This is a genomic window from Mageeibacillus indolicus UPII9-5 (assembly GCF_000025225.2).
GTDB lineage: Bacteria > Bacillota > Clostridia > Saccharofermentanales > Fastidiosipilaceae > Mageeibacillus > Mageeibacillus indolicus.
The window spans coordinates 796,144-810,901 of the sequence record NC_013895.2; the positions used below are offsets into that span (position 1 = coordinate 796,144).

Below are 14,758 nucleotides of genomic sequence, written 5' to 3' on the forward strand. Positions count from 1 at the left end.
GGGATTGGCCACTAGGCTGATCCCCTTTTTTTGTCAAATTATGCTAGAATTAGTTTATTAGGAGGTGCGACTTGCTGCGTATTATTTTTATCGGAGATGTTGTCGGAACTGCCGGCATTAAAATGATTCAACGTGAGTTACCGCGTTTGCGCCAAGAATTACAGGTAGACTTTTGTGTCGCCAACGGTGAAAATGCAGCCGGAGGTTTGGGCATAACCGGTTCATTGGCGCAGGCATTATATAAAGCTGGGATAGATTGCATCACGCTCGGCAATCACACTTGGTCAAAGTGGGAAATCAACAGTTGGATAGATACGGATAAGTCCATGTTGCGTCCGGGTAATGGGGGGAAGAATTGGTCCGGTCAGAGCTGTGCCGTTTTTGACTTACCGCAAGGGAAAATTATGGTCACACAGATACTCGGTCAGGTATTTATGGAATCCTGCGAATCTCCTTTTGATTATATTGATCGTGAGCTTACCGTTTGGAAACAGAAGTTTGCGCCAAATATAACTTTGGTCGATTTTCATGCAGAAGCGACAGCTGAGAAACAAACCATGGGCTATTTTCTAGACGGTCGGGTAACCGCTGTGCTAGGGACGCATACGCATGTGCAGACTGCCGATGAACACATCTTAACGCGCGGTACTGCTTATATAACTGATGTAGGGATGACGGGACCTGGCAATGGGGTGATTGGGATGCGCCAAAGCACGGCTATGCGGAGATTCGTCGACCATTTGCCAGCACGATATGAATTGGCTGATGGGAAGACAGTTATGCAAGCTGTTTTTATCGAAGCTGATCCGTCCAATGGTAAAGCGAGCAAGATTGAACGAATTTTTTTACGAGATTAAACTCTTGAGAGGATAATACAAAGTATGATATATTTATTGATAATTTTATTGGGTATAGCAGCCGACCAAGCTGTAAAATTAAGTGTCATACGGCACTTGCAGGACGGAGAGTTGTTGACTGTTATCAGTAATTTTTTTAATATTACAAAAACGGTGAACCGGGGAGCGGCTTGGAGCTTTTTGGCAGGTCAAGCTTGGGGAATTTACCTCCTCACAGCAATCTCGGCGGTTGCTTTAGTTGTTTTACTTGTATGCGTGTATAGTACTAAAGAAAAAGTTAATCGTTTCGGGCTGAGCCTAATGGCAGCAGGGTGCGCCGGCAATTTGATCGATCGCGTTCTTTATCGTGGGGTGGTTGACATGTTTGCCTTTAACTTCGGCAGTTTCCATTATCCGGTATTTAACGTTGCCGATATTTGCTTGGTAATAGGAACTTTGATTTTTGTTTTATTTAGTTCATTTAAGAAAAATGGTGGTAAAGATGATCATAGAATTGGACTTGCCGCTTAACCGCGAGCGCTTGGATGTTACTTTAACCGAATGCTTACAAGAACTGGGGCATAAGCTTACCCGTTCGGATATTACTAAGGCTCTGAATGAAAAAAGAGTTCTGTTGGCTGACGGCACTTTCCCCAAGGCTGGGCTAAAGCTTACTTGTCCTTGTCATGTGAAAATAGAATTGTCGGAGGTGGCTGTGCCGCGGCATGAAGCTGAAGATCTGCCGCTGGATATTGTTTTTGAGGATGAGTATCTTTTGGTTGTAAATAAACCTCGTGGCTTGGTTGTTCATCCGGCTCCGGGGCATGCGAACGGAACCTTGGTGAATGCTTTGCTAAATTATTGCGGCGGGAATAATTTGTCCGATATCAATGGCGAATTCAGACCGGGTATTGTCCATCGCATCGACAAGGATACATCTGGTTTGTTGGTAGTTGCGAAGGACAATAGCATCCATAACAAATTAGCTGAATTATTGTCAGTTCACGCTATCAATAGGGTTTATCAAGCAATAGTTTTTGGCAATTTTGCAGAAACAGCAGGCAAAATAGATGCCCCGATTGGACGCGATCCCCGTAACCGTCAAAAAATGGCTGTCACCTTAAAAGGAAAACCGGCGTTGACGCATTTTACGGTTTTGGCGTCGCGCCCCGGCTATAGCCTGCTGCGGCTTAACTTAGAAACAGGTCGCACTCATCAGATCAGGGTTCACTTAAGCTATATTGGTCATCCGGTGGTCGGTGATCCTCTTTATGCGGCGGGGAGGAAATACGCCGATCTGGGCGGGCAACTGTTGCATGCGGCGGAGCTTCATTTCAGACATCCTATTACCCAACGTATGATAGATTGTTACGCGCCTCTTCCGGAGGTGTTCAATACTTTCTTAGAGCAATTCCCGATGTTGCAAACAAAAAATCGTAATACTATGGCGGATAATTTTTGAAACATATGGATAAATTTATTAAACTTGATGATTTTGATATACTGGCTGAATTAAACGGCGTTTTATCACGCAACTTGGCGATATTGGAGAAACAATTTGCCGTGAGTATCACTTTGCGGTCTGACGGTTTGGTGGTGGCTGGAGCAAATGAGCTCACAATTGAAGGGGCCTGTGGTGTGCTACAACGACTGATCAATTTACGGGCATCCGGCAATACGATCACGACGCAGCTGGTGACCTATTTAAGTGGTAAAGCAGCGCAAGGCGATTTGACTGCGGTCAGCAATTTCAGCCCTGACGGTGTTTGTGTGACTGCTAAAGGAAAAGTAGTTGCCTGCAAAACAGCGGGGCAGAGCAGGTACATTGAAGCAATCAAAAAAAATGAAGTCGTTTTTGCTATAGGGCCAGCCGGAACAGGTAAGACGTTTCTGGCGGTAGCTATGGCTGTCAATTCGTTCCGTGAGCGTAGCGTTGATCGAATTATCTTAACTAGACCTGCAGTTGAAGCCGGCGAGAAGTTGGGATTCCTTCCGGGTGATTTACAGATGAAGGTAGATCCGTACATGCGCCCACTCTACGATGCCTTGCATGAACTTATGGGCGCGGATCAATATCTAAAAAATCAGGAACGAGGGGTGATTGAAGTTTCTCCTTTGGCGTACATGCGTGGACGAACTTTGGACAATGCATTTATAATATTGGATGAAGCACAGAATACCACGCCGGAACAGATGAAAATGTTTCTGACTCGAATCGGCTTTAACTCTAAAGTAATCGTGACAGGAGATATAACTCAGATCGATTTGCCGGCAGGGAAAACATCTGGACTGTGCGATGCCAGGAGAGTCCTGACAAATATCGACGGAATTAAATTTATAGAGCTTACTTGCGATGATGTTGTGCGTAACGGTATAGTACAAAGTATAATCCTTGCCTATGATAAAGCCGACAAACACCGTGCCAAACATGGGGGGGTAAGTTCTGCGCGGCAGTCAAAAACTGTACGGTCGCCTCAAAACAGGCTCCGGTTGCGCTTAAAATAATTAGGAGTATATATGCGAAAATTTACAGATCGCTTACACAAGGTAAAAATAAATTTTTCCGAAGGATTAGTTACGTTTTTAACCGTGTTGGCGTTGATAGTGGTATTTTTATTAATTTATCAAGCCGTTATTCCGGTCAGTTATAATTTACAGGTAGGATCGATCGCGGACGAGGATATTGTTCTCAATCGCGCGGTAATTGATCGGGTCAAAACCAAAGCCAAGGCTGAGAGGCAGGCGTCGCAGGTTGCCGATATCTACAATCGTTCGGAGGAAATCGCGCAAAAAAATTTGGCTGATTTGGCAACGCTTTTCAAGCGTGTTGATGCGGAAAGAAAAAAATTATCGGATAAGTTTATCACAAAATCGGATTCCTCCGATGCGGATTGGTTGCCGACCAATCCGGAAATAACGGCTGCAGTAGGCGATGCTAAAAAAATTCTGCCGGATTATTTGGCCGAGACATTAAGTGATGCCGACTGGCAACTGTTTTTTACGATGAACCCATCGACCTATGAAATGGTGAAAAGTAATGCTGAGAGATTGGCCGATTATTTGGTAAAAAAAGAAATAACTTCATATAACTTGCTTTCAGTTGTTCAAAACGAATTGGATACTTTAAAGGTTAATAGCAAAAGCTTTGCTTCGGAATACAGTTTAGTTGGTGATCTGCTGCGGGCAATAATCAAACCAAATATGGTTTTTAATCATGAAACAACTTTGGCGGCTAGGAAAGATGCCTATGATGCTGCAATTGCTCAACCGGTGATGATCGAAAAAGGCACCAGAGTTGTTCTTAAAGGGGATAAAATTTCTTCGATTGAATATCAGATACTTCGGGATGCTGGCCTTATCAATGCAGGCAGTTGGGATTGGCAAATACTTTTGGGAACTTTGTTGGATGTGCTTGCAGTATTTTTTATCGGCCGAGCATATTTAGCCGGGCATTTAGTCGATGGTTTGACCGATGCCAAACGTATTGTAAGTATTTTGGTAACATTTTTATTGCCTATTATTATCGCTGCTTATGGGGCTGAATTTTCTCCATTTATGGCGCCGGTGTATTTTGCGACAATTATATTCACGACATATTACGGAATGCGCTTGGCACTAGTTTTTTCGGCTTGTTTACTGATGCTGGTTTTTCCTATTGCAGATATGAACTTCCAATTTTTGTTCTGCTCTTTGGTAGGCGTTATTGTATGTGCTATGCTGACCGACAACTTTACCAAGCGCAATCGCTATGCTCTGGTCATTTTGATGGCGGCTATTGCTCCGACTTTTACTTCGATAGCATTGGATTTGTTGATGAAGACCTCTTCCGGGGTAATGTTGAGCAACAGTTTGATTTTTTTCGCAGTCGGAGCATTGAGTGCGGTAGCAGCGATAGGCGTCATGCCTCTATACGAAATAGTATTGGACGCGGTTTCACCCTTGCGTTTGGTTGAACTGTCAAATCCCAATCAACCTTTACTGAAAAGACTGCTCATTGAGGCGCCCGGCACCGCTCAGCATTCGGCCATGGTTGCCAATTTAGCCGAAGTTGCAGCTGAAAGCATCGGGGCTAATGCTTTACTTTCTAGGGTAGGGGCTTTGTACCATGATATTGGTAAATTGAACAATCCTAGTTATTTTACGGAAAATCAATTCGGTGAAAATCCGCATGACAAGCTTTCCCCCGAGGAAAGTGCTAAAATAATCTTTGCTCATGTAACTGATGGGGTGAAATTGGCTGAAGAAAATCGCTTGCCGGAGGCTGTGACTGCTTTTATTGTTGAACATCATGGGGATACAGTCCTCATGTCGATTTATCCAAAGGCTTGCAAAATTGCTGAAGAAAAAGGTATGCCTTTGCCGGATCCTGCAGATTTCAGCTATCCTGGGCGAATTCCGCAAAGCAAAGAAACCGGTATTGTTATGATTGCCGATTCAGTAGAAGCAGCAATGAAGTCAACGGGTTACCGCGATTTAGTGAATACAGAAAAGTTGATCAGAAAAATTGTCAAAGGAAAAAATGATCAAGATCAGTTGGTAGATAGCGGCCTATCTTACCAAGAGGTAGAAAAGATGGTTCAAGCCTTCCTCCGTGTATACGAGGGGCAATTTCATGAAAGGTTGAAATATCCTGATGCTAATCCAGTTTCAAAAAGAAAAATGTAAGTGGTCAACTGCAGAGCTGCGCCAAATAATTCGCTATACTTTACAGGCAGGTTTCAGCTATTTGCCATTCTCAGATTATTTAAGTGAAGAAGGCTTACAGCCAGAATTCGCTGTAACTTTTATCGGTGCCGATGCTATGCGCAGTTTGAACAAAGAACAACGAGGTATAGACAAGGTAACAGATGTACTTTCATTTCCAATGCTTGCCATGAAAAAAGGTGCCCTAGAAGAACATTTGACAGCAGCTGATATTAATCCAGAAAACAACAGCGTTTTTTTGGGTGATATTGTCATATGTTTGGACCGCGCGGAAGAACAAGCCCTAGAATTTAATCATACAATGCAGCGCGAAGTGGCGTTCCTGACTTTGCACAGCATGCTTCATTTAGTCGGCTATGACCATGTCGACAATGAAACGGATCGTTTGGAGATGGAAGAAATTCAACGCGAGCTTTTGGATAATCTTGGGATAAAGCGTGAAATGACTAGTGAACAAATAATTAAACTTATTACTACAAATTTAAAGCGTTTAAATGAGATAGAAAATGATTATTCTGAGCAAAAAATGTGGGCCGAGACGGATCAAGCAGCTTTTGATCCTTTGAGCGGAGAATTGAGTGCTACCGATGTCAGCACTAATTTAAATGACGGCGAGCCGATTCTTTCTGAAACCCGTTCGGTTCAGGGCAAGCAAGAGCAAGAGTGTTTGCTTAAACCGGAAGGTGAGCAAGAACAGCAACTGATTAAATCTGGGTTTGTAAGCATTGTCGGTCGTCCAAATGCCGGTAAGTCTACCTTACTTAACGCCATCAGCGGGCAGCATTTAGCAATTGTTTCACGCAAAGCTCAAACTACGCGTAACAATATAAGATCTATTTACAATGCGCGTGGAGTTCAGATGATATTTATCGATACCCCAGGCTTGCATGAACCGGATACAGAGTTGGGTAAGTATATGCAGGAGGCTGCAAAAAAAGCTCTGAGTAATTCTGATATCCTGCTTTTGATGATTGATGCCTGCAAGGCTGGTCCAACTTCTATCGAGGAAAATTGTTTAAAAACTGCTCAATCACTTCGCTTGCCGACAGTGATTGCTTTCAATAAAATTGATTTAATTGATAAATCAGCTTTATTACCCGTTTTAAATCGGTATAGACAGCTTGCACCACAAGCTGAGATTATTCCAATATCTGCCAAACTTTCTGATGGAGTCGGCGAACTGCTGCGTGTGTTGACTGGACTTTTGCCTACCGGTCCACGTTATTATCCAGTCGACAGTTTTACCGACCAATCAGAGAGACAAATCGCCGGCGAAATGATTCGGGAGCAGCTGCTTATTTACACTCACGAAGAAGTCCCTCACGGTACAGCTGTTATCATCGATTCCTTTGAAGAGGTAGCCGCGGAAAATTCTACTGACCCTTATGATCGTTCACTAGTACGTATACATGCTTCCATATTATGTGATAAAGAGTCGCATAAAGGAATCATCATCGGCAAAGGCGGCCAATCTCTCAAACGCATCGGGTCAGCAGCGCGGCACAATATCGAAAAAATGTTGGACTGTAAAGTTTACTTAGAGTTACATGTTAAGGTAAGACCTGACTGGCGTAACCGCCGCGGTATTCTTCAAGAGTTGGGATACCAAAACAAAGATTGATCGGCCGTAGCTATGTTTGTCAAAGGTTTAGTTGCCAAAATCAATCAGGTCAAAGAAAAAGATGCGTATATTGAATTGATTACCAGAGATCATGGAAAAATATCGCTGTTTGCCCAGGGTATATTGTTGCCGGCTTCACGTCTGCACAAATTAGCTGTGCCGTTCAGTCTTATTGAAGTTGAACTTTCTGAGCGGGGAGTGACTAAAAGGATCTTGAGTGGGGAAGTTGTAGCTGAGTTCAGTCATATTTTAGCTGAGCTCAATTTACAAATCCCGGCCGGACAGATAATTCAGCTGGTTCTTGATTTGATGCAGACTGATACGGTTCAGCCGCTGACCTATGTTTTGGCGGTCAATGCTCTTTATGCACTCAATAGACCGGAAACTGATGTTCAACTGTTTACCGCTTTGGTAAAGGTGAAGTTGTTGTTGCTTAATGGTTACGCTTTGGATCTGGCCGCGTCAAAAAAATTTTTCTCGCAACGAGTTGACTGTTTAATGGAAGCAGACTATCAATGGCAAGATTTTCCAAGGTCTAACAAAACAGATTTAGCTAGAGTATTGGCATGCTTGAATGAAATTGAGTCGGAAAAAATACGCAATATACGTCTTCCGGCGCAACTGCGTTCTTCGTTTATACGGTTTGCTGAAGAGCTTCTCAATTATTGTCTTGATCATTCTTACAATCATTCAGTTTTAACGAATCAAATGGGTGAGATGGAGAAGTTGGCGGAACGTTTAAAAATTACCCGCAGGCGGGAGGCGGTAAGCGGAACGAATAACTGACTTGATTATAACTCGAAATATTTATAAAAGTTATTAATTTCGGCTTCAACTTCCCTTATCGTGCTGATTTCCGACGGATGCCAATATTCCGGAAATAGATTTACATATTCAGGTTTGGCATATCGCTCATCAGCTAAAATAATGAAACCGCGGTCATATTCACTGCGAATCAAACGCCCCGCAGCCTGCATTACTTTGCTAAAACCAGGAAAAAGATAGGCAAAATTAAAGCCTTGGCGTAGTTTAAAATCAAAGTATTGTTTAAGTAACTCTCGTTCCGGACTAAGTTGTGGCAGGCCGACTCCGATGATTATTACGCCATTTAAGCGATCACCGCTCAAATCAATACCTTCACTGAAACTTCCACCCAATACGGCCAACCCAATGGTAGAAAATTCTTTGGCCGAGTCGGCAAAATTGCTCAAATAGGCTTCTCGCTCGTCAGGCGACATATTTGGTTTTTGCTGAAGCAAATGCCAGTTTTTACCGACCTGACTGCTCAAGATTGAAGCCACTGAATTCAGGTAACGGTAGGATGGGAAAAACACCAAATAATTGCCGGGCTTTATTGAACAGGCTTGCCAAATAAGTTTTGCTGCTTCCAGTAAAGTGTAATTGCGATATTCATAAGTAGTTTTTAAACCGGTGTAGGTCAGTAATAATAAGTTTTCTGCCGGGAACGGCGATGCTAAGTTTAGTATATCTGGATATATGGTTTCATCTTGGCCACAAAAAATGTTCTTATAGTATTTAAGTGGGGCCATAGTTGCTGAGAAAAATATCGGGATATGTTGATCTTTATAAGTCGCCACTAATTTAGATGATGTATCCTGACAGCGCAAAGTTAGGATTATGTCACGGTGATCACGTTTTACGCAAGTCACATAACTTTCATCGAAATATTCATCATGTATACGTAAGAAAAACAAAAGTTCGAAGTAAAAGTCCATTATCGGTCGCCGTAAATCGAAATCAGTGATGTTATCTAGCAAATCATGTAAAGGCTCAATCAAGCTGAATAAAAAACGACGCAAACCTGGGAGCGGTGCTGCTACGGCTCGAAAATTTTCCGCTTGAAAAACCGGCTTCTCCGCCAAACTTTTTTCGACTTGTTCAAAGCCACTTTTTTCGGATTTCATGGCTTGGGCAAATGCTGCAAAATACTTGGTAAGTATATCTAATTTTGTAACCAGCTGCGGAGACAGACTTTTAATTTTCTCTTTGGCGGCATGGACTTTCAGAAAAGACAGTTCGGCACTGTACATATCTCGGGTACGCTCAGCCAGATTGTGTGCTTCATCACAGAGAATTATATGGTGCCTGCTGTCGTCAGAAAAAAATCTAATTAAGCGTATGCGCGGGTCAAAAAAATGGTTGTAGTCGCCAATGATAAGATCGCAGCAGCGAGCGAAATCAAGCGCTAACTCAAACGGACATAGATTAAATTTTTTGGCAACAGAGGTAATTTCCTCCGCAGTAACTAAAGGAGAAAGTTTCAATTCTATCAATGCTTCAGGCAAGCGATCATAGTACTCTATTGCGTAGGGGCACATTCTCAGATCACAAAATATTTCTGGCGACAAACATAATTGTTCCTTGGGGGACAATATTATGGTGCGCAATATCAATCCGGCCTGATACAGTTTGTTTACAGTTTCAGAAGCTACCTGACGCGTAGTTGTCTTGGCGGTTAAATAAAAAATTTTGTCGGCCAAATTGTTGCCTATTGCCTTTATTGACGGATAAAGCGTGGAAACGGTTTTGCCAGTTCCGGTCGGTGCTTGCGCCAACAGCGGTACTTTAGATGCTATAGCGGCCAACACAGAAGACATCAATTCTCTTTGCCCCTGGCGAATTTGGGGATAAGGGAAATGTAGAGCTTTGATTGAGGCATCGCGAGTCAAGCGATACAGGTATTCATTACGTGCCAAGCTGCCGTACTCTTGCAAAACATTGATTAGCCAAGCAAAAGCATCAGATTCATCGACGGTTTTCGTTAAAATAAGCGGATCGTCATCTTCAAGTGAAATATAGGCCAAATGATAGGTAAAAGTCCTGTGACCATTGGATGTAACGTTATGCAAAAGACAGGTATAAAGCAGAGCCTGATCCCAATGTAAAGGATAACCTTCAGGATTAAGCTGAGTTTTTAGCCCGGCATATGATTTCACCTCAATAACTGCCACATCTGAAGGAAGCGACGTAGTTGTTGCTTGAGCTGAAACGAGCGGCATGGTATTCGGCCACAAAACTAAGTCGGCGCGCCCCTGAACAGTTATATCAACATCAGTCAGGTTGAATGTGCGGCTTAGCGCGTATTCAGTTAAACCACGATAAGCAGGGAAAATTGAATTTGCTTTTTTGTAAAACAAACGATGTAAGTTCATTCCGGTGGAGCTATCGCTCCCTAAACCGCCGTTGGGGACAAGACCGCCCCGCCGACAAACCGATTCAATTAACGCTCGCACACCAATAACTACTTGCATTACGACCTCCGATCAAGATTATAACATGACTTATATGTCGCACTGAATGAATTATCTTATGGTTTGTGGTATTATATTAAAAAATTACCCTAAGGAGACTATGATGGCACAGTTTATCAGCGAAGAATCACGTACTTTCAGCGAATATTTATTGTTGCCCAATTTAACAACAAAGCAATGTGTTCCGGATAATGTAAGTTTAAAAACCCCGATTGTCAAATTTCGTAAAGGGAAGGAAGAAGCTAAACTTTCGATAAATATTCCCTTAACGTCAGCTATAATGCAAGCTGTATCCGACGACGGATTGGCAATAGCTTTGGCGAGATGCGGCGGACTTTCTTTCATATACGGATCGCAAAGTATCGAATCACAGGCCGCTATGGTGCGCAAAGTTAAACGTTATAAAGCCGGTGTAGTAGTTTCTGATTGTAATTTAACGCCGCAGGCCACCTTGGCTGATGTGCTTGAACTTAAGCGCAAGACCGGTCACTCAACTATGGCTATAACCGATGACGGTACAGCCGATGGTGTTTTGTTAGGAATCGTAGCTTCAAAGGATTATCGCATTTCCAGACTTTCTCTAGATACTTGTGTAACTACTTTTATGACTCCCTTTGACAGTTTGGTTTATGCTTACGATGGAATTTCCCTCAGTGAGGCCAATGATAAAATATGGGAAAACAAAGTTAATCAATTACCAATTGTCACTTCCGAGCATCACTTGGTTGGCCTGGTTTTCCGCAAAGACTATGATGAACATAAAGAAAATCCCGATGAATTATTGGATGATAACAAGCGTTTGATGGTCGGTGCTGGTATTAATACTCGCGATTACGCTGAGCGAGTACCCGCATTGATTGAAGCCGGGGCTGATATATTGTGTATTGATTCTTCGGACGGCTATTCTGAGTGGCAAAGTGATACCTTGCGCTGGATTAAGCAGAACTACGGTGACCGAGTTTTTGTGGGGGGAGGGAATGTAGTCGATGGAGAAGCTTTTAGATATTTAGTTAATGCCGGGGCTGATTTCGTCAAAATCGGCATCGGTGGCGGCTCCATTTGCATCACTAGAGAGACCAAAGGCATAGGTTGCGGCCAGGCCACCGCTTTGATAAATGTGGTTAAAGCCCGTGACGAATATTTTGCTGAAACTGGTGTGTACATCCCGCTTTGCTCCGACGGGGGTTTGGTACTCGATTATCACATGACATTGGCCTTGGCTATGGGGGCGGATTTCTTGATGCTTGGCCGGTACTTCGCCCGTTTTGATGAAAGTCCGACGCGCCGCTTGCTTGTTAACGGTACATATGTTAAAGAATATTGGGGAGAAGGCTCAAACCGTGCGCGTAACTGGCAACGTTATCATGAAGGGGATGCCCCGGGTATGGTCTTTGAGGAAGGCGTTGATTCTTATGTGCCGTATGCTGGCTCGTTGAAAGAAAATGTTGACTCAGCTTTAGCTAAAATCCGAGCAACGATGTGTGCCTGTGGTTCGCTGAGCTTGGATGAATTGCATCAACGCGCCAGATTGGTACGCGTTTCTTCTACCAGTATTGTTGAGGGTGGTGCGCATGATGTTATTGCCAAAGAAAGTGAACGTATCAAGTAGAGTTCAGCTATAAGTGTGAGTGAAATAATGAAATTGCTGGCTTAAAGACGAAAAAAGTTGCTAAAATAATTTTACATATTAAGAGTAATCAAAGTTAAATGGGAGGTACATATGCCTGAAGTAGAACAAATTGAAATGACCCTTGAAGGTTTTAATCATTTGAAGGAAGAACTTGAGCATCGCAAGATCGTGGTTCGTTCGGAAGTGGCTGAGCGTATTAAGGTTGCCTTGTCTTTTGGTGACTTATCGGAAAACTCCGAATATGATGACGCCAAACAGGCTCAAGCCGAAAATGAAGGCCGAATAATGGAAATTGAGGCCATACTGAAGAAAGTTAGGGTTATCGACAATGATGAAATCAGCAAGACCAATGTTACCTTAGGTTCAGCATTCGTTTTGCGGGATGAAGCTACCGGCGAAGAGACCCAGTACACCATTGTCGGAGCCAAAGAAGAGAATATTTTTGAAAATAAAATTTCTTCCGATTCTCCGGTCGGACAACAAGTTTTAGGCAAAAAGAAAGGGTCGGTTATCAGCGTTAAAGCTCCTATCGGCCAGCTTAAGTACAAGATTGTCAAAATTTGCAAAGATTAGGAGTAAATATGAGTGCTATTAACGAGTCAAACAAGACCATAAGTCAGAATGAACAAATGCAAATCAGATGTGATAAATTGTCTCAACTACGAGCGGCCGGTAAAGATCCATTTGAACAGGTGCGTTTTGAAAGAACTCATTCATGCGAAGAAATTTGTCGTGATTTTGCGAATTTGGAAGGTAAACGAGTTAAAATTGCCGGGCGCATAATGAGTAAGCGAGGAATGGGTAAGGTCAGTTTTTGCGATTTAAACGACAAATTCGGCCACATTCAAATTTTTACAAAAATAGATTTATTGGGCGAGGAAGCATATAAGGAGTGGCAAAAACTCGACATAGGCGATTGGGTAGGCATTGATGGAGAAGTGATGCGCACACAACGCGGAGAAATTTCCATACGCAATTACGGTTACGTTTTATTGAGCAAAAGCATTCGTCCGCTACCCGAAAAGTTTCATGGTTTGCAAGATATGGATACCCGTTATCGTCGCCGTTACCTTGATTTGATCGTCAATCCGGAAGTGCGCCAGACCTTTGCCAAACGTAGCATTATAATTCGCACTTTGCGCAACTATCTTGATAATATAGACTTTTTGGAGGTCGAGACGCCGATCTTAAATGTTATTCCCGGCGGTGCAGCGGCGCGGCCGTTTATTACTCACCACAATGCGATGAATATTGATTTGTATCTGCGTATTGCGCCGGAGTTGTATTTAAAACGCCTTATTGTTGGTGGTATGGATCGAGTATATGAAATAGGACGTCAGTTCCGCAATGAGGGAATGGACACCAAACATAATCCAGAATTTACTTTGCTCGAATTGTATCAGGCCTTTACCGATTATAAGGGTATGATGGAGCTTACCGAAACTTTGATCTACGAGTGCGCGATGGCTGCTTGCGGCAAAACTACAGTTACGTGGCGCGGTGTTGACGTGGATTTGAAGCCGCCGTTCCGCCGTTTGACTATGCGGGATGCGGTATTACAATATTCTGGTGTTGACTTTGATCAGATCAAAGATTTGCCTGCTGCTGTTGCAGTTGCCACTGAGCATAATTTGCCAGTCGAACCTGGTATGGGACGCGGTGATATTTTTAATCTGTTCTTTGAAACATACGTTGAAGATAAGCTAGTACAACCGACTTTTATATACGATTATCCTATTGAGATTTCTCCGCTAACCAAGAAAAAGCCGGGCCGCCCTGAATTAACTGAGCGCTTTGAATTGTTTATTTGTGGTGCTGAATTCGCCAATGCTTATTCTGAGCTTAATGATCCGATTGACCAGCGGGAGCGATTTAAAGCTCAATTGCGCAAGCGTGAGCTCGGTGATGAAGAAGCGAATCGTATGGATGAAGATTATTGCATGGCTTTGGAGTATGGCCTGCCGCCTACAGGTGGTATGGGAATGGGCATAGATCGCTTGACGATGTTGCTCACTGATTCTGAATCAATTCGTGATGTGTTACTTTTCCCAACAATGAAGCCGCTGAGTGACGGGGTAGGAAAAGTTTTAGGAAATGCCGAAAATGCTGCGGTAACGTCAAGCGGAGATGCTGAGATAACCGAAGCTGCGGTAACGCCAAATCAAGCTGTGCATGAAGTTATTGATTTTAGTCGCGTGGAGATAGAACCGCTGTTTACCGAAACGGTTGATTTTGATACGTTCAGCCGCTCAGATTTCCGGGCGGTAAAAGTTAAAGCTTGTGTAGCCGTGCCTAAGAGCAAGAAGCTTTTGCAGTTTACGCTAGATGATGGAACTGGAACTGATAGAATCATTTTGTCAGGCATTCATGCTTATTATGAGCCGGAAGAGCTAGTCGGTAAGACGTTGGTGGCTATTACCAACTTGCCGCCGCGTAAAATGATGGGCATAGAATCTTGCGGAATGCTGCTTTCAGCGGTCAATAAGCTTAAAGAGTCAGAGGAAGAGGAATTGCATCTTCTAATAGTCGATGATCATATACCAGCTGGCGCAAAGCTGTATTGATCAATTTATGCTAAAAAAGAGAATGATTTAGGGGCATTCACTTAGGGATTTAATTCCTAAAAAATTATCAGCGTAGTCGGTAGTAATACCGATTACGCTGATTTTACTTATGGGGTGGAATATCAACTGCA

Annotated in this window: 11 protein-coding genes; 10 read left to right on the forward strand and 1 reads right to left on the reverse strand. The window is 43.1% G+C overall.

The features are described from left to right. The first annotated feature begins 71 nt into the window (after nt 1-71). From HMPREF0868_RS03625 to recO, 7 genes are read left to right on the forward strand one after another with little or no spacing between them, the layout of a single operon-like run. Complete coding sequence (locus HMPREF0868_RS03625) at nt 72-857, forward strand: TIGR00282 family metallophosphoesterase (protein ID WP_012993345.1); 786 nt, start codon at nt 72-74, stop codon at nt 855-857. A gap of 24 nt (nt 858-881) precedes the next feature. Beyond that, a complete protein-coding gene (gene lspA / locus HMPREF0868_RS03630) occupies nt 882-1,367 on the forward strand; it encodes a signal peptidase II (protein WP_012993346.1) in 486 nt (161 codons plus the stop codon). Further along, nucleotides 1,339-2,298, forward strand: a complete 960-nt coding sequence (locus tag HMPREF0868_RS03635; RefSeq protein WP_012993347.1) for an RluA family pseudouridine synthase — start codon at nt 1,339-1,341, stop codon at nt 2,296-2,298. Before lspA ends, HMPREF0868_RS03635 begins: the two co-directional genes overlap by 29 nt. Beyond that, entirely contained in the window at nt 2,295-3,341 is a 1,047-nt protein-coding gene (locus tag HMPREF0868_RS03640) for a PhoH family protein (RefSeq protein WP_012993348.1), read from the forward strand. Before HMPREF0868_RS03635 ends, HMPREF0868_RS03640 begins: the two co-directional genes overlap by 4 nt. Before the next feature lie 12 nt (nt 3,342-3,353). Beyond that, nucleotides 3,354-5,501 carry an HD family phosphohydrolase gene (locus tag HMPREF0868_RS03645; RefSeq protein WP_012993349.1) on the forward strand — a complete coding sequence of 716 codons (2,148 nt, stop codon included), beginning with the start codon at nt 3,354-3,356 and terminating at the stop codon, nt 5,499-5,501. Beyond that, entirely contained in the window at nt 5,470-7,161 is a 1,692-nt protein-coding gene (gene era / locus HMPREF0868_RS07910) for a GTPase Era (RefSeq protein WP_012993350.1), read from the forward strand. Before HMPREF0868_RS03645 ends, era begins: the two co-directional genes overlap by 32 nt. A 12-nt stretch (nt 7,162-7,173) precedes the next feature. Beyond that, complete coding sequence (gene recO / locus HMPREF0868_RS03655) at nt 7,174-7,947, forward strand: DNA repair protein RecO (RefSeq protein ID WP_012993351.1); 774 nt, start codon at nt 7,174-7,176, stop codon at nt 7,945-7,947. Nucleotides 7,948-7,952: 5 nt separating this feature from the next. Here recO and HMPREF0868_RS03660 read toward each other — a convergent pair whose 3' ends face one another. Further along, entirely contained in the window at nt 7,953-10,433 is a 2,481-nt protein-coding gene (locus HMPREF0868_RS03660) for an ATP-dependent DNA helicase (protein ID WP_012993352.1), read from the reverse strand. Between the two features lie 103 nt (nt 10,434-10,536). On the opposite strand from HMPREF0868_RS03660, the gene HMPREF0868_RS03665 reads away from it, so the two are divergent. From HMPREF0868_RS03665 to lysS, 3 genes are all read left to right on the forward strand, one after another. Further along, nucleotides 10,537-12,042, forward strand: coding sequence for an IMP dehydrogenase (locus tag HMPREF0868_RS03665; RefSeq protein ID WP_012993353.1), 1,506 nt, complete (start codon nt 10,537-10,539; stop codon nt 12,040-12,042). A gap of 111 nt (nt 12,043-12,153) precedes the next feature. Next, entirely contained in the window at nt 12,154-12,636 is a 483-nt protein-coding gene (greA, locus tag HMPREF0868_RS03670) for a transcription elongation factor GreA (RefSeq protein ID WP_012993354.1), read from the forward strand. An 8-nt stretch (nt 12,637-12,644) separates the two neighbouring features. Further along, complete coding sequence (gene lysS, locus HMPREF0868_RS03675; RefSeq protein WP_012993355.1) at nt 12,645-14,627, forward strand: lysine--tRNA ligase; 1,983 nt, start codon at nt 12,645-12,647, stop codon at nt 14,625-14,627. Nucleotides 14,628-14,758 lie beyond the last annotated feature (131 nt).